This window comes from Adhaeribacter radiodurans, assembly GCF_014075995.1.
GTDB classification, from domain to species: domain Bacteria; phylum Bacteroidota; class Bacteroidia; order Cytophagales; family Hymenobacteraceae; genus Adhaeribacter; species Adhaeribacter radiodurans.
Genome location: NZ_CP055153.1, coordinates 224,253 through 240,822, shown reverse-complemented (window position 1 = coordinate 240,822; position 16,570 = coordinate 224,253). Strand labels below are relative to the sequence as shown.

The 16,570-nt window shown below is 44.3% G+C and carries 13 protein-coding genes; 6 read left to right on the top strand and 7 right to left on the bottom strand.

The genetic code is table 11. The annotated features are described in order from the left end of the window. Positions 1-17: 17 nt before the first annotated feature. The 5 genes from HUW48_RS01540 to HUW48_RS01520 form a co-directional block, all read right to left on the bottom strand. Positions 18-3,491, bottom strand: coding sequence for an acetate and sugar kinases/Hsc70/actin family protein (locus HUW48_RS01540; protein ID WP_182414000.1), 3,474 nt, complete (start codon positions 3,489-3,491; stop codon positions 18-20). Positions 3,492-3,635: 144 nt separating this feature from the next. Further along, positions 3,636-4,007, bottom strand: a complete 372-nt coding sequence (locus HUW48_RS01535; RefSeq protein ID WP_182413999.1) for an endonuclease domain-containing protein — start codon at positions 4,005-4,007, stop codon at positions 3,636-3,638. Between the two features lie 71 nt (positions 4,008-4,078). Further along, on the bottom strand, positions 4,079-5,527 hold the full coding sequence (locus tag HUW48_RS01530) for a hypothetical protein (RefSeq protein ID WP_182413998.1): 1,449 nt from the start codon (positions 5,525-5,527) through the stop codon (positions 4,079-4,081). A gap of 365 nt (positions 5,528-5,892) precedes the next feature. After that, positions 5,893-6,294, bottom strand: a complete 402-nt coding sequence (locus HUW48_RS01525) for a hypothetical protein (protein ID WP_182413997.1) — start codon at positions 6,292-6,294, stop codon at positions 5,893-5,895. Positions 6,295-6,363: 69 nt separating this feature from the next. Continuing rightward, the gene (locus tag HUW48_RS01520; RefSeq protein WP_182413996.1) at positions 6,364-7,695 is read right to left on the bottom strand and encodes a hypothetical protein; all 1,332 of its coding nucleotides are present in this window, start codon (positions 7,693-7,695) and stop codon (positions 6,364-6,366) included. Positions 7,696-8,296: 601 nt separating this feature from the next. Between HUW48_RS01520 and HUW48_RS01515 the strand changes: the two genes are divergently transcribed. From HUW48_RS01515 to HUW48_RS01495, 5 genes are all read left to right on the top strand, one after another. After that, a complete protein-coding gene (locus tag HUW48_RS01515; RefSeq protein WP_182413995.1) occupies positions 8,297-8,875 on the top strand; it encodes a LemA family protein in 579 nt (192 codons plus the stop codon). A 175-nt stretch (positions 8,876-9,050) separates the two neighbouring features. Continuing rightward, positions 9,051-9,491: a TPM domain-containing protein gene (locus tag HUW48_RS01510; protein ID WP_182413994.1), complete on the top strand. Its 441-nt coding sequence runs from the start codon at positions 9,051-9,053 to the stop codon at positions 9,489-9,491. 96 nt (positions 9,492-9,587) lie between these two features. Continuing rightward, on the top strand, positions 9,588-10,385 hold the full coding sequence (locus HUW48_RS01505; RefSeq protein WP_182413993.1) for a TPM domain-containing protein: 798 nt from the start codon (positions 9,588-9,590) through the stop codon (positions 10,383-10,385). A gap of 189 nt (positions 10,386-10,574) precedes the next feature. Next, positions 10,575-10,811, top strand: a complete 237-nt coding sequence (locus HUW48_RS01500; RefSeq protein WP_182413992.1) for a DUF4160 domain-containing protein — start codon at positions 10,575-10,577, stop codon at positions 10,809-10,811. Continuing rightward, complete coding sequence (locus tag HUW48_RS01495) at positions 10,792-11,028, top strand: DUF2442 domain-containing protein (RefSeq protein ID WP_182413991.1); 237 nt, start codon at positions 10,792-10,794, stop codon at positions 11,026-11,028. The genes HUW48_RS01500 and HUW48_RS01495 overlap by 20 nt, the downstream gene beginning before the upstream one ends. Positions 11,029-11,092: 64 nt before the next feature. Here HUW48_RS01495 and HUW48_RS01490 read toward each other — a convergent pair whose 3' ends face one another. After that, on the bottom strand, positions 11,093-11,941 hold the full coding sequence (locus HUW48_RS01490; RefSeq protein WP_220463981.1) for a hypothetical protein: 849 nt from the start codon (positions 11,939-11,941) through the stop codon (positions 11,093-11,095). A gap of 421 nt (positions 11,942-12,362) precedes the next feature. On the opposite strand from HUW48_RS01490, the gene HUW48_RS27160 reads away from it, so the two are divergent. Continuing rightward, a complete protein-coding gene (locus HUW48_RS27160) occupies positions 12,363-12,491 on the top strand; it encodes a hypothetical protein (RefSeq protein WP_262891482.1) in 129 nt (42 codons plus the stop codon). A 342-nt stretch (positions 12,492-12,833) separates the two neighbouring features. Here HUW48_RS27160 and HUW48_RS01485 read toward each other — a convergent pair whose 3' ends face one another. Then, entirely contained in the window at positions 12,834-16,565 is a 3,732-nt protein-coding gene (locus HUW48_RS01485; protein ID WP_182413990.1) for a hypothetical protein, read from the bottom strand. Positions 16,566-16,570 lie beyond the last annotated feature (5 nt).

Sequence of the window (16,570 nt, the reverse complement as noted above, 5' to 3'; positions counted from 1 at the left end):
ACTTCTGTGAAATGTGCTTACACCGTTGCTTTACTGGCATAATGGCGTTCGTACAAATCCCGGGACAGTTGATACAGCGTTTGCTTAAACGGATAAAAGAACAACGTTTCGGCCAGCACTTCGTCGGCGCGTAGATTTTGGTGCGTTTGATTTAAGCCAATGCTTAAGCTATCTTCTACCTCATTTTGCAAATACGGCAGTAAAAAGTTCGGATCAATTTGCACGCCTAAATCCGGCAGCATCGACGTAACTTCGGGATCTTGCAACACTAACTTTAAATACGCTTTCGCATTTTCCACTACCGATTGTCGCACCGTTGAATCAATTTGCTCAGTGGTGGTAAAGTTACTTCGGATGTCCTGCAACTCCTGGCCTCCCACCAATTTTACTTCCTGAATATGTCCGTACTCGGTTTGCTGCGTTGAACCTTGGAACAATACGCCGCCGTTAGCCGTGGCTTCTTTCGGGTTATCGGCCAGAATAATTTTAAAATTCTGCTTGGGTTCTTTACTGGTTACTTTCTTCAGAATGGTTTTAGTTAAACGTTCCACCACCAGCATGTTGGGGCCGCCACTAAGCAATTTAATGTACAAACTACCTTCCCCACTGAAACATACATATCTTGGGGTTTCCATATCTAGGTGCTTAACTAACTGCGCTACGTGGTAGATAATACTGGTGTAATGCAGGTAAAAAATAATACGCAAATGCCGAGCTTTCATAAGCTGGTGACTAAATTTCAATTCATCATCATAATTAAATAACAAACTTACAACATCCTCCGACCGAAATTGGTCATTTCTCATAGCTAATTCAAATGCTGTCCGAGCTTGTTGAATTGAACCAGATACTGGCACATTACGGCTCTCCTGATCATATAGCTGTAAAAAGCCGTTATGTTTTCCACTTCCCTGTAGGCGATTATAGCCTTCTCCCCACAAGTCGTCTCCAGCAAACCGAAACGAAGTACTATATGTGGGCTGTTTACCTTTTATAAATAATAAATCTGTGGTACCACCTCCAATATCGATATTTACTACATTCTCATTACTATTAGGTATAACCTGATTAGTAGCAGTAAGATAATAATATGGTGCTACGGATTCAGTGAGTGATACGGTAAACTCAGAAGTTTTAAAAATGTCTTGATAGGCTTCGTCCCATTTTTGCTTAAACTGGTTCAGTGAGAACATATCAAAACTTAGTGGTCGGAACCAAATCAGGCGAGTGTTTTCGATGATACCATTGTTGAGCGCTACTTTGTGTTTAATTAGATAAAGTAACTCTCGGAAAAATGCTTCAACACGGGCTTCACCTTGGGTATCTAGTTCTAGAGACCATTTCAGGTTAGTTACATAACGAGCCTGTTGTACAACAGCTACTTCTGAGTTAATACCAAAACCAATATTAATATTACCTAGTACGCTCATAGTTTCGTTAGGAAAGTTTGGCGTCTCGCAAGTAGCAGTCCGAATTGGGAACTCAAATACGCTACCTTGTTCTGTACCAATAAATGATGGCACAAACTCGCGGTTCTGAATTAATAATACAGGAAATAACTCGCCAAATCCTGCTCTATATCTTTCGTATATTGTTTTGTTTAAATCATTAGAAGGTTTGTTGAGCAGCACCACCTGCATATCGTTTTCACCTATGGTAAAAGTTTTTGGATGGGCATTTGGAGCATTATTATAAGACACAAAAGTGTTGGTCGTACCAAAATCAATAGAGAATGTAAAATTTTGAGTACCGCGGTCCAGTTCGGTCCATTTTGGGACAATTAAACCTTTCACTTCCTGCCCTTGCGGACAAACCAACTCGACATAATCAAAGTGGGTATGTTTCACCTCGTAATACGTAGAACCTGCTCCCACGGAGGTTTTAGAAGTGCGTTGCGTTTTGGTAGCGCTGCGACTACCGCCCTGCCCTTCAATGCGGTGGTTACCCACGTAAAAATTCAGGTCGTAGCTTTTGTTCACCAGCGAAGGAGCAGTATCATCGTCCACGAGCATTACTTTGTACAAATCATTATGCTGCGGCTGGTTACGCATCTTATAGAATGGGAAAATACCCAATCCTACTTTGGCCCGGATAGTAGCCCCTTTTTCTGGTATTTCGCGGCCAAACTCGTCTTTTACGTTCTGCGGATTCTGATAATAACTACGCTCGTACGTTACAAATTGCCCGTTTTGCACCGGTATTTTCAAGCTTACCTTAACGTGGTTGATGTCGATGGTAAACGTGAGGAATTCGTATAAATCCCGTACTTCAAAATAATCGAAGAAAGTACGTTTTATTGGCAGTAAATACGGAAACTTGTGCTTCACGCGGGTATCAGCGCCGTAACTATATGCAATCTGCCCTACCTGGAAACGTTCGGTGTTTACCTCGTAAGGCAATTCTACCAGGTATTCTTCCAGAAAATCATTAATCGTCAGGAATGGATATTTGTATTTTTTACCCGGCAGCACCCGGCTTTCGAGCGGTAGCGGGTCAGCCCAAGGTACGGTAGTGGCGTTATCCCAGCGCTGCCCGTTAATGTAATTGGCCTCAATTTTTAAATTTGGCTTGAGTACAATGGGCAAAGTACCCGGGTGCGGCACCCCCGGACTAATGCGCACGAACAAATCGCTGTTTATTTCGATGCGGTTGGAACGGGTAGGCAGCGCTACATTTTTAACCAGTACCGGGTTGCTGTTCGCGTCGGCTAAGGGAATGTACTGAGCATCAAAACTTGCTGGCGATACCTCGCCCCGCAACTCCATGGCATTAAAACGCTCCGTTTGTAAATTGGCAAACACACTGCCGCAGAAGCACTTGCTCCGCAGCTCTGGTTTTACCATAAATAACCCGTACACGAAATCCTGAAAAGCTTTGTCCCGCTCGTGTAGCAATACTGTATTTTTATCAAAGTAATGTCCTTTGGCCTGTGGTCGCTCAATATCCAGGGGCTGCACGGTAGGCGCGGTAAAGAACAAGGTAAAAGGCGAGGTACCGCCAATCAAGCGTTCCGCCGCTTCGCCGTTCGGTAAATGGTATTCGTAGTAAACCAGGTATAAATCCGAGAAACCGGTAAAGCGGTCGTCGTTTAGGAACAGTCGCAGGGTATCGCCCAAAATTTTAGTAGCCGGATTATTCCGCAAGGCTTGCAACTCGCTGTCGATGTTCCAGCGGCGTAGTGTAATTTTTTTGCCGGCTTGGGCGTATTGGTGGTAATTAAAAATCAGCTCGAACAAATCCCAGTAATGCGATACCAACTCGTGGTAAATAGAGTTACGATTTCCACTTTTATCGGAGTTCACAAAATCGAAGGCCGTCTCGAACAAGTGCATCCGGGCAAATGGCGTCGGGATGGAAGTAACAATTTTACTGGCTTTGGCCCCGGTGGGGTCAGTTATATCATTCAGTTCAATATGCGTGATCGGCGAGGATTGCTGCCAGCCTTCTATTTGCTGTTTTCCTTTATCGTGCAAGCGCAGTACTTTCGGCATATGTCTTATTTTTTAAGTCTTTATTAGTCCATTGTCCCTTATCGATGGTCCACAGATGTAAATTTTAATGGTTAAATTGGTAAATGGTACTTGTTAAATGTATAAGGAGCAAAAGTCCCCCTTCGAAGGGGGTAGGGGGATGATTTACCTCTGCCTTTCCGTTATCCAATATTCAAGGGTTCGCTGTACATTAGGTAAGTCTTTCATCACTTCCTCATCAGTAAATCTTAAAACAGTAAACCCTAAGTTAGTTAATAGCTTATCCCTTTCTATGTCTGCTTCAGTTTTAAAAGAATGAGAATAACCGTCTACCTCTAAAATTAATTTTAACTCCTTACACATAAAATCGGCAATAAAGTCACCAATGGGTCTTTGCCGCAGGAAAGAATAACCCAACTTACCTTTACTTAGCAACTCGCACCATAATCTTACTTCGGCTTTGGTAGAATCTTCTCTTAAAGTTTTTGCTAATCCTTTAAGCTGTTTATTATAAAAGTGATGTTGCGCTGTTGTCATAATCGCTAATTTATCTACCAAGTTTACCATCCCCCTACCCCCTTCTAAGGGGGACTTGTATCAGCAATATTTTATACCGTTTTCACCTTCTCGTTAAACGCTTTTTCGGTAACCCGGTCGAAGAGTTGAATGAATTTGCGGAAGCGGTCGTGTTCGGGAATTTGCTTTTCGGCGGCGTCGAGTTCGTTGCGAAAAAAGCCGTGGCTGATGCCTTTATCAAAAATATTCCAGGACTTGGTAATGATTTCTTTACCTTTAATTAATTGGTTAAAATCGTCGGTACTCAGGTTAAAAGGGGCAAAACTACGCTGGTTACTGTTGAGTTCGCGGAGCCAGTTCAGGAAGCCGAAATCCGGGTTATTAATAATTCTATCCAAGTCTTTAAATAAGCTGTCTTTGCCCAATAAATTTTGCAACTCTAGGTTTTTATAGTACGGCGAATCACGATCGTCTTTTAACAGATCATTAAAATACTTGGCGAAATACAGGAAACGGCTTAAGCTTTCGGCAATCTTTTCTTTGGATTCCGGCGCCAGATGCCCGAACTGTACTTCGCGGGTATCTTCGGTAAAACCGTACTCGTGGTATAGGGTGCCCGCACTAAAATCTCCGGCGTTGTAATCCATAAAATCCAGCACGGCCATGGCGCTAAGCAACTCTACTAAATGCGCTTTATTTTGCTGCCCACTGCCACCCGGTTGGTTTTGATACGGTGCATCGGGAGTATCGGCAATGTAATACAAGGCCTCCAAACCCTTCAGGTGATGCTCGTAGTAAGAAAGTGCCGCCCGGGTTTTAGTAATAAAGGTATTCGAGTCAATCACGCTGCCATCTTCGGCCTGTAAGGCAAAATACGGCAATACGGTAATCGCACCGGTAATCGCGTCCTGAATGTAACCTGCGTTAGCCAAAGGCGCTTGCTGATCTTTCAGATTTTTGAGCAGCAATGGGAAGCCTGCGGCCCCGGTACCACCAAAAATAGAACTGATGAAAAAGATGCGGTCGCTTTTCTGAAAGTTCTTAGCAAAATACTGGATTTCGGGCGAGTCCACGATCTTATTCAGAACCACGCTGCCCACATTTGGGCTACCCCGGAAACCAATGGTCAGCGGGCTTTCCAGGTTATCTTGGGTAAATAGCAAATCTACCACGCTTTTGGTACCCGGCGTGAGAGAATTATAGTTAATGTAATCGCGGAAACGCTGGTTAATGCCGCCAAAATCGTACACGAAGGTATCCTGCACCACGCCATCGGTATCGTTGGCAATGTTGGATAAGGTGCTGATATCGGTTTTAAAAAAACCTTTGTCGCGCAGCCCCAAGTGTTTCTGAATGCGTTTGTAGGTTTTCAGTAGCTCTACGGTGCGGTTCATGTCGCCGTTTTGCGCATCCGGGTCGATGATGATGGGCACTACCCGTTCGCAATTTTTAATTTCAGCACCCGCCGCCAGCAACATGGTCAATGACCGGATTACCCTGGAACCCGTACCGCCAATACCAAATATGAATAGTTTTGCCATTTATGTTAGTTGATAGTACATGGTCGATAGTCGATAGACCACAATCCATAGATCATTTTTTAAATTATTGTATTTGAAAATCTATCTCTTTTAGAACTAAATACCTCTTAATAAACCAGTCTTCTAAAAAGATATTGTTTATTCAAACTAATTATATCGCGAGCGGCCTCGCTCGTGATGCTTATCGTCCGGCCTCTGGCCAGCAGGAAATTGCCGACGATTTGCTTTTAGGAAAGGTTTATCTGTTCGCCCGGCCGGAGGCCTACCAGATAGTAGACACAGCGAAGACGCTCGCGCCAGCAGATTTTTTAAAATTTTTAAATTTTCAACTTACTAACCTTTCAACTTTACAACCTGCAACCAAACTAAAACCTGACCGGAGTAGTGCTGGCTCCCCGGGACCAGCGTCGTAGTAAGAACGAAAAAATCAGAAAAAATAAGGCGCCGTACAAAGCATTTACGGTAGCAAAATTATAAACGTAGTCGCCTTCCACTTCTTTGCCGTGCGCGTAATTAACCGCGTAAGCAAAACCAATAATGGCGCTGATAATCATAAAAAGAGCCCAGTGCCAGGCTTTCCGGAAGAACGCGATGGGTAGCCAATGATTAATGACGTAGTAAAAAATAACCATCATGGCCAAAGCCGATAGCACGGTGACTAAGCCCACCGTCGGAAAAATTTCGTTCCAGTAAATGGGCCGGGCTTGCGGCGGTTGCGGGGCAGATAAGAATAATTGGTAGATAAATTTAAAAAATCCGGGTAGCATAGTTTCTTATTATAATGTAGATGATGCGCAAAAACCAGTTGTATTACCAGTTGGCTCCGCGATGAAATTTTATTCTTTTTTCGCCTGAATGATAGCAGTAAACACCGAATTGTTGGTGGCGCCGTAAGCTCGTTCTACGCCCGCCACCATACCGGCCAGTTGAAAAGTTTTGCCTCCCGCGTTGTTTATTTGGCTATCGTCGGTAGTGGTACGAGCTTGCACCCAGGCGGGCCGCTGGTTTTGTAAGCTTAGTTGCAGTTCTATTTCGGGAGCGGCCATTTTCGAAAATTTAACTTTTACAAAATGTGAATACGGTTTTAAAGGATTGGTATTCTCGCCCGCTACGCCTTTCTGCGTCCGGAATTGGGCCGCCGTGTAAATGCCGGTAATTTGCGCGTCGGAGTTTTCGGCTTGTATTTTTAAATTTTTCTTCAAATAAGCTTCGTTGGTGTAAGAAGCCGGTAATGATGTTAAGTTAAGCCCCACTACCATTTCTAAGGGAGTTTTTAAATCACTAACGGTAATTGCCCGGCAACCCGTATCGCTGCTGTTGCAATACCAATTACCTACCGGTAGGTATTTATCCAGCACCGAATAGACGGGCGTTGTAAATTCAAAACCAATATGCACCTCGTCGACAAATTTACCCGCCATAATCTGGCGATTGAAGAGCTGCACTTGCTCGGGTTTACCCATTACCCATAAGTAATACGGTACCTCCGAGTCGCAACAATTGGGTATGGTTTTACGAGTAGTTTTTACGGCCGGGTAAAACGTGCCTTTAAAGTCAGAAGTGACCCCAAATATAGAAACGGCCTGGCCTTGTTGCTGGGCTTTCGCTACTACCTGGTAAATATCAGTGGTCACAAAATTTACGGCCCGGCCATTAGCAGGCGCATAAATAAAGTCCGAAATAAACACGTTTACACCATTAGGCTGACTGTAATTCGAAATAATAGAATCTAACATAGCTGGAATGGTGCTACTGCTGGCAGTGGCCTCTAACCCATAGCGCAAATGTTTAGATACCTGACTGTACTCGGCTGGGGATATTTTCTCGCTAACTTCGTAGAATTGCTTCTTACCTAACTGGTTATTTTGCTGCACCGTAGCCAGTAACGCATCCAGAGTTTCCTGAAATTGGGTAATCTGACCGCCGTTACTGGCCGGCATAAAGCCTTTCATACTCCCCGAAATCTCCATAAAAACATTTACCTGCCCAACCGCGGGCGCTGCCGGGACTTTGGTTTTAGCTTTGGTGGCTGTTACTTCTTCGGTATTGTTGTTTTCCGTAGCAGATTCATTTTTCTTTTCCGAGGAACAGGCAATCAAGCAGAGTACTCCGGCCATAGCCGCCGCACTCGTAATTTTTTTAAAAAATTGCCGCTTTTTATTCAGCATGGATTGAGTTTAAGGTGAACGTATTGTTTAACGTAAGAAAACCGGGTACCTGTTTACGCACTAACGAATATAGGTGTTCTTATATTTTTTACTTATTCCGAATCATTCTCAAAATTATCTCTCCGGACAAATAGGGCAGTTATGATTTAGGCTTTCGTGCGTTTCCTATTTATACTTACTTCTTTATTTCTTGGTAATTTTAAAGCTGATGTTTGAAGGTAATACCAGCTGATTTTTCAAATTTCAATTCATCCCCAAGCGTCCTACTTTCAGCCTTTATTTTAAAATATTTAAAAAAAGCTATAGTAGATGTATCTCAAAATCAACACAAAGCAAATAACCTGGCTCTTACTACTGGAACATCTACCGGAAAATATAAATTATTTACTGGAATATACGTATACTCCTCGTTGAGCACCTACATTGGTTAGTAAAAACTAAAATAACCTGATTGTATTTACGCAAGCTAAGCTGCATTGATCATAAAACGGCTTTTGCCACAGGCTTTTACCGGAGAACCTCCGGACAAATATAATCTGGTTAATTTTACTTATTATTGTTTAATTAAATGCTCAGCACTGAACTTAAATTAAAAAAAACTATGAAACGATTATTGCTTTACTTCTTTGGCTTCATCATTCTGGCTTCTCAAACGTCGTGTGGCTACAACGATATGGTAGCAAAAGACGAAAATGTAGCTGGTAAATGGGCGCAGGTACAAAACGCTTACCAGCGCCGTGCCGACCTTGTTCCGAACCTGGTTAATACGGTGAAAGGAGCCGCCAACTTTGAGCAAAAAACCTTAACCGATGTTACCGAAGCCCGCTCTCAGGCTACTCGAATTCAACTGAAGCCAGAAGATTTAACCCCGGAAAATATCCAGAAATTTCAGGCAGCACAGGCTCAGTTAAGTGGTTCGTTGTCGCGTTTACTGGCTACCGTAGAAAGTTATCCGCAATTAAAAGCCAACCAGAACTTCCTGGAATTACAGGCTCAATTAGAAGGAACCGAAAACCGGATTTCGGTGGAACGCATGAACTTTAATAATGCCGTACAGGATTATAATACGTACATCCGCTCGTTCCCAAGAAATATTTTTGCCGGCTGGTTTGGCTTCGAACGCAAAACGCCTTTCGCCGCCGATCCTAACGCCCAACGTGCCCCAGCAGTAACTTTTTAAGTTTTAAGTTTTGAGTTGGAAGGTTGGAAAGTTGAAAAGTTAAAAATTAGAGATTAAAAGATTGCTGTAGGTAGTAAAACAGTTATGTACTTTCAACCTATTCATCCTTAAACTAAACTCAAAATCTTCTCATCCAACTTTCTAACCTTCTAACTTTTTAACTTTCCAACTCACCATGAAAGAAGATATAACGGCGGAAGACGAAGCCCAGATTGTGGCAGCCATTGCGGAAGCCGAAAAAAATACTTCCGGCGAAATTCGGGTACACATTGAAAATACCTGTAAAGGCAACGTGCTCGACCGGGGTACGGAGGTATTTGCTTATCTGCACATGCACCAGACTAAGCTGCGCAACGGCGTTTTATTTTACGTAGCCCTTAAAAGTCATCAGTTTGCTGTTTTGGGCGATGCTGGTATTAACGCGGCAGTACCTCCTAACTTCTGGCAAGAAGTAACGGCATTGGTTATTCAGCATTTTAAACAAGGCCAGTACGCCGAAGGCTTAAGCAAAGGTGTTTTAATGGCCGGTGAACAATTAAAAGCGTTTTTTCCTTACGCTGGCGATGCGGCTGATACCAACGAATTGCAAAACGACATTTCCTTCGGGAAAGATTGAATTAAAGTAGCAGGTATCAGGTAATAAGAATCAGGATTAAATTGCTATTCTGATACTTGTTACCTGGTACTTGATACTTACTACCTGCTACCCATTATGAAAAAATATTTTTTTCTGCTGCTATACTTCTTTAGTCTGCATTTGGCCTGGAGCCAGGACAATGCCGGTATTCCACCCCGGCCAAACCCGCCTCGGCTGGTAAACGACATGGCGGGTATTTTGAGTCCGGAAGAAGTACAGGCCTTGGAACTGAAGCTTAAGAACTACAATGATTCTACTTCTACCCAGGTTACTATTGTGAACGTAAAGTCCATTGGCCCTTACGAAATTGCGGATTTTGCGGTGAAGCTGGCACAAAGCTGGGGAATTGGTCAGAAAGATAAGAACAATGGTCTTTTAATTTTAACATCGGTAGAAGACCGGAAAGTTAATATTACCACCGGCTATGGCATGGAAGCGTTACTGCCCGATGCTTTAGCCAAGCGGATTACTGAGTACACCTTAAAACCCAATTATAAAGCCGGTAATTACTACCAGGGTTTAGATGAAGCCACCAATTTAATTATTGATATTTTTAGCGGCCAATACAAAGCGGATCCACGCGATACCCGTGGCGATGGCGAATCTAGCGGTTCTTTCTGGCTTATTATTGGCATTCTGGCCTTAATTATTATTTTCAGTTTGCGCCGGCGCGGTGGTGGTGGCCGGGGTGGTCGGGGTGGCGGCATGCGCACCTTAGGCGGTGGTTTCTTCCCGCCGGTCATATTTGGTGATTTTTCTTCCGGCCGAGGACCATTTGGCGGTGGAGGCGGCGGCTTTGGCGGCGGCGGTGGTGGTTTCGGTGGCTTCGGTGGAGGTTCCTTCGGCGGCGGCGGTGCCAGCAGCGATTGGTAAAATTTCACGGATACACTTTCGTTAAACCTCTGGTGCCACCCAAATTTAAATCTTCAAGCACCACTACAAATCTTTTATATACATTCTTGCGCTCTTGCAGCAAGCGTCCTATTGGTTGTTTGGTCCGGATTGTTACCTTAAAATAACAATTATTTATCGGGCCAGGTACCTTATTTTACCAGACTAAAAATGCCAACTATTTTAAAAACCTATGGCTTGCGCTTTTTCTTTTTCAGCAACGAAGCCACGGAACCTGCTCATATTCACATAGAAAAAAACAACGCGTATGCCAAGTACTACCTGACACCGGTAGAACATGCTACCTCTTTTGCCTTTAACGCGAACGAACTAAGTCAAATTCGTAACCTGGTACAACAGCATCAATCCTTATTTTTAACAAAGTGGAATGAATTTAGCAGCAAGTAAAAAAATAACTATTACCGCTAACCAGGTTTGGTTCGCCCAAGATAAATTATACGTTTTGCTCAACGATGGCCGTGAGTTAGGTATTCCGCTGGAATGGTTTCCGAAGCTAAGTACCTGCACCGACGAGGACCGCGCCAAATGGCGATTGATTGGTAACGGCATTGGTATTGCCTGGGATAATTTAGACGAAGATCTATCTGTAGCGGCTCTGTTGTAAGTTTAACCAGCGGCAAAAATTTAAAATTTTCAAATTTTTGCCGCTCCTTCTTTCCAAAGCACTGCTAAGGTTGGGGGGTAGTTTTTTGTCCGAAGGGTACTGTTAAACCCAGAAAAGGAATAGCAATAAAACTATCTATCTCAGAACCAGCCGGAAGAACTAAGCCAAAATCCAAGCCTACTTTTTTAATAATTCGACGGCCGCCAAAAGTTATTAACCCAATAGAACCATCGGCAGTGCCAATTAAGTAATTTTCGGTTAACAGATATCCCCGGTTGCCGGTTCGCAGCATGCCGCTTAAGGTAAGAGTAGGCGTACGCGCCCAATCGCCGCCTGCATAACCGTAGCCCAATCCTAAACTTATGTTTTTATCGCGGGAACCCAAAGTGGTAATACCGTACACAATACCAAACCCGGCAGATTCTTCGCCCATTACCGTACCGACTAATGCTCCGGCGCCCACATTAAATTTATCTTTTACTACCGGAAAGGAAACTTTGGGGAGCACCCAAACCGGCGTAGAGGCCCCAAACAGAAACAATGGTACGGTACCCAAACCAATCGAAACATTATCAGTAATGCCAACGCTAATCTGGTTTACCACTACCGTAATGTTTTGATAATACCCTTCGCCGGCCCGCAATCCGTAGCCGTTGGGTGCGAACAAATACCGGGTACTTTGCGGGTTTTCAAACCAATAAGCACCATTTTTTAAATTTTTAGTATTTACGGCAGTTATAGTTTTAATGTCCGGTCGCGCAATCCGAATAGTACCCAGCTTTTCGGTCCTTAATTGAATACCGGTTGGATCTTCGGTTATTAGTTTACCGACATACTCGTTATCATCGGTTGTTTCAATGCGGTAAAGATTGGTGGTATCGATGGCAGTTTGGGCTAAAGCTTGTTTGGCCATAAGGCTTAAGAGCAGCACAGACAAACTCCAGAGTATTATCTTTACATAACAGGCCATGCTTTTAACCAGCTAATTTAAAAATGAATCAGATTTCTATTACTATCAATCCGGGGCAATTAATAGCCAGAATTATTGCCGTAAGCGCAACATCTTACTAGCTTAACACCCCATTAATATAGTAATTTTTAAATAAATTTAAAATTTTACTCTTTCTTTTAATGCAATTACAAAATTGCAGAATGCCCACGCGTAAAGAACTAGTTATAAACAGGTAAACTATGTATCATCAAAATATAACTCAAAAAATATTCTTTTACTCAAAAGTTATGTAAGTCATAAAATAGCATTTTTGCCAACCACCCAGCCCGAATACCGTTTTATAGGTAAGTTTTTGATGTATCATTATTAAGATACCCTAGCTATGAATAGAAGAGAAGATCAATATCAGCCAAGAAGAGAAGAATACCAGAACGATAATAACAGCCGGGAGGATAGCAACTACCGGGGTGCTTACCGGTTTGATGACCACCGCACCGCCCGCGATGATTAGATAAAGCTAATAATAACCGCAGCCGCGGCCAGAACTACGCCACTAAGACCCTAAAAGCGGTCGGGTACGAGAACAAGATAATTCTCGCCGGAACCATCCGGACGAAAGAGGCTACAATCGATAAAATTTAAAAATTATAAAGAAAGAGGTTTCCAATGCGGTAACCTCTTTCTTTATATGTAAGCCTTAGCCATAAGCTTTATCGACTCATAAGAGTAGCTATTACTCTTTACTTGGACTCACTATGGCGTGGAAGTTACTTCCGTGACTTACCTAAATACAAGTCACGGAAGTAACTTCCACGCCATAGTGAGTAATTAACACGATAACTGAACAAAAACTTTACTGATCGAACCGGAAACCGGCCCCAAAAGAAAACAGCAGCAACTCTTCGCGGGAGTGCTGCAATAGCATGGAAAAAGCAAATCTTTCGGCTACCGGGGCAATGTAAAATCCGAAACCATACCCATCGTGCCAGCGGCCTTCGCTTTTATTCTGGTACCAAACCCGGCCCCGGTCAAAAAAAGCAATTCCGCCGTACCGAAACGGCAAAAAGGCGCTTTCTACCTCGCCCAAATGAAAACGGACTTCACTGTTTACGTACAAGCTGGCGTCGCCGGCAAAGCGGTTAATTACGTAACCCCGTAAATTCGATCGCATGCCCAGTGTAGTATATTTATAATAAGGCAAGTTATCGCCGTAGTTGCGGCCGCCGCCCAAGCGTAACGCCAAGGTTACCGGTAAATAAACCCGGCCTGTGGCGTAATAATCGATAAAACCTTCGGTAAGGCCGTAGGCTTTCATGTTGTTTTTGATGGGCTTATAAGTATTGTGCCGCACCAGAATGCGAATGCCGCGCTGGGTAAAAATAAGCTTATCGCGTAAGTCCAGTACAAAGTCGGTGTTAAAACCAATGAGTTGTTGCTTTTGGGTATTTACTGGCGGTAATTCACCGTTGGGCTGATTTAGGAAAGAATTATCCCGATAGTTAGTCGTGAGTGTTTCGAACAAAGGCCCGATGCGAAAATAACTTTTTTGAAAAAACTGCCGCTGTACAAACACCGACGACATGACGCCGCCGTAACGCGCTTTATAAAATTTATCGTCGTAGAGTTGCTCGTTCTTTTTGGTACTATTACCTAAGCCAAAAAAATCGTACGTCCGGAAGTAGCCGCCCAAATCCAGGTACGCACCTAAATCCCATTGGCCTACTACGTGGCGCCACAAAGTATTGGTGGTAAGCTGCAAATTACCAAATTGTGTAGCCCGGGCACCAAAGGAATAAATACTGGCAAAATCTTTTTTCCGGAAATGCTGCCGCTTATACGTTACCCCCAATGCCAAGCCAACCCCGTCGCTTTGGTTATAGATGAGGCTGCCATTGGGGCTGTAGGCATTATACACAAACGAAGTCGGGCTAAAAGCATTAATGTCGGGCGTATCGGAGGTTAAGTTGCGGGCTTCTTTGCCTAAGTCCAGTTTCGTGGCTTTATTGTCGTAAACAACGGTGCTTTTACCGTAACTTTTAACCGCCGATACATCCCGGATGCTATCCTGACCATCGCCCCCGATAATACGCACCCGAATGCTGGCCGCAGTTTGCCCGGAAACATCAAACACGTCTTGCCCGCCTAAGCCGTACAATCGAATCTCGTTGGTTTCTTTTTTAAAAAATATGCGGTTGTAATACGGTTCTCCCTGGGGTAAATTAGTTTCCTCGTTCTTCCGGAATATTTGTACCCGTACTTGGGCATCGGGCAAGCGTTCAATTTTAAAATATTCATTTTTGTTGGTACCTACCACATCTACGTACTGGGCTAACAACTCGTAGTACTCTTCCATCGCGGCGGGTAACCGGGCCCGGCGGGCTTTTAAGGTTGTCCCAATCTCCTGTCCCTGGGCTTTGGCAATTAATGGTGGTAATTCGGCAATGGCTTTATCAATTACGGCATCGGTAAAGGTACGCTGTAGTTCCTCGGCCAGATTTAACCAATCCTGGCGGGTAAGCGAGGTAAGTAAAAACCGGTCCAGGTGGCGGGCGGCCCAGGTAAGGCTGCGGATGCCACCAATCTCTGGGTCAAAATTCTGGATATTCGGGATGGCCCATTTGCGGTCGGCGAGCCAGGGGATTACACCGTCCCAGCGGGAAAAAGCATGATCACGGTCGCGTGGGATGGGGCGGTAAACCCACTGCGAATCTGTTTTGTAGCCAGCCCAACGCCAGTTATCGGGTTGGCGGCCCCAATCTCCAATAAAAATATCGAAAGCCCGGGCCTTGCCAAAAGCCTGGGCATCTATGTGGTTGTTGTTATCGCGGTAAAGTTCCTGGTACAGTTTAAAGCTGTTTTTTAGATTAGTGGCTCCGCCAAAGCCCAGTGTTTCGCCCTTGGCATCGCCTGGTTGCTCTTCGAGCATTCCAAATAAATCCTGGTAATTTTTCCGGTAAGGCCCTAAAACCCGGTCATCACCCAAAACATATAACTTAGGTTGCGCGTGCAAAATATCGGTAGCATCTAATAAGCTACTCACGATTAAGGCGCCGTAAGGCTGCTCGGTGGGTGTTATTTGCCGCAACACATCGGTTACTACCGTATTGCGCAACTCGGGTGGGATGGCGCCAATCGGGTCTTTATCCACAGATCGGAATATAAACTGCCGACCATCAGCGGCTTGTAGTTGCAGCGTCGTAGTTTGCCGCCCACCGCTAAATTTAGAAGGCCGCAGTTTTTCCGGGGTCCGACTTAAATACAACAAGGGCACCTGCACCGGTTGCGCCCAACTTTTACGATATAACTGGCCGAAAAATTTTAATTTCAAACCTTTAGCGGCGTATTGGGGTCCGGCAATTACTGTGGCTTTATTGCCGTTGGTTGTAACTTCTTCGGTGGTAATAGGCGCAGGCATTTCCAGTTTAATGCAAGGCCCTACTTGTTTGTTTACCGGTATAGCTTTGTCCGGGTCTGGGTTGCAGGCTGATTGCAGTAAGGTGTAATTGGCAACTTCGGCCGCAGTACCCGATTTAGTAAATTCGTAGAACGAGGTGGTTACTTTGCCGCTGGCGTACGTGGTAATTTTGGCAAACCCGGTTTTGGCTCGGTTAAACTGACTTTCTATATTTTTAGCCACGTTCCTTTTCTGCGAAAAACTACCCGAAACAATGTGATAGTTATTTGCTAGGGCATTTAGCTGTAAGGAATAATCGTGCGCCGCGGCGTAAATAAGTTGGTCGTGTTCCTGAAATACCCGGTTCATGTTGGCGATAAAATTCTGATAACCCGGATTAGCCATGTCGCGGGGAGTGCCGGTATTTTGCCGGTAAGAGGCGTACAAACTTCCCAAACCCGGTAAAGGTAACCAGGTAAGCGGCTTAAGCCGGGTATCGGCGAACGGAAAAAAATGGCTTTTTACCGGCACATGCCCGCCGTAAAAGCCATTAGACAATACCGGGTGATGCCCCACAATAATTATTTGCCGGCCGCGGGCATCAGTAATGGCATTTTCCAGAGTTTCTAAAAACTCGGCATCCGATAAAATACCGCAGTCAGTATCGGGTTCGGCAGGTTTGCGGTGCGGGTGCATCCACCATTGAGTATTTAAGGCAATAAGCCGAATGGTTTTACCAATATCTCTTATCTCAGGTCCGGGGCAGCCACTACTTGGTAAAAGTACCTGCGCGTTGGTTTGGTGGGTTTTAATGTATTGCTCCAAACGCCGTACATCTTCCAGTCCTTCTCTACCAGAGTTATCCCAATCTTTATCGCCGGGCACCAGATACATTTTGCCCCGGTCTTTGGTGAGCTGCAGTAGCTGGTCTATTTTCTGGTTAGCTCCTGCGTTTAATCTTTTGCCAATACCCCGGTTAGCTGCAATGTCGCCAAGATGTACCACGGTAAACGGATTTTTTTCAGCCTGCAAAACCTGCTGAAAAGCTTGCAAATGGTCAGCAGGAATAGTAGTGCTAGCGGTATTGCCCAGCAGGTATACCACTTGTGCCACCGAATCAACCGTTTGGGCATTTACCTGCAAGGTGATTCCCAAACTAAGTAATCCTAACAGGAGTATTTTTTTTAGCATATATT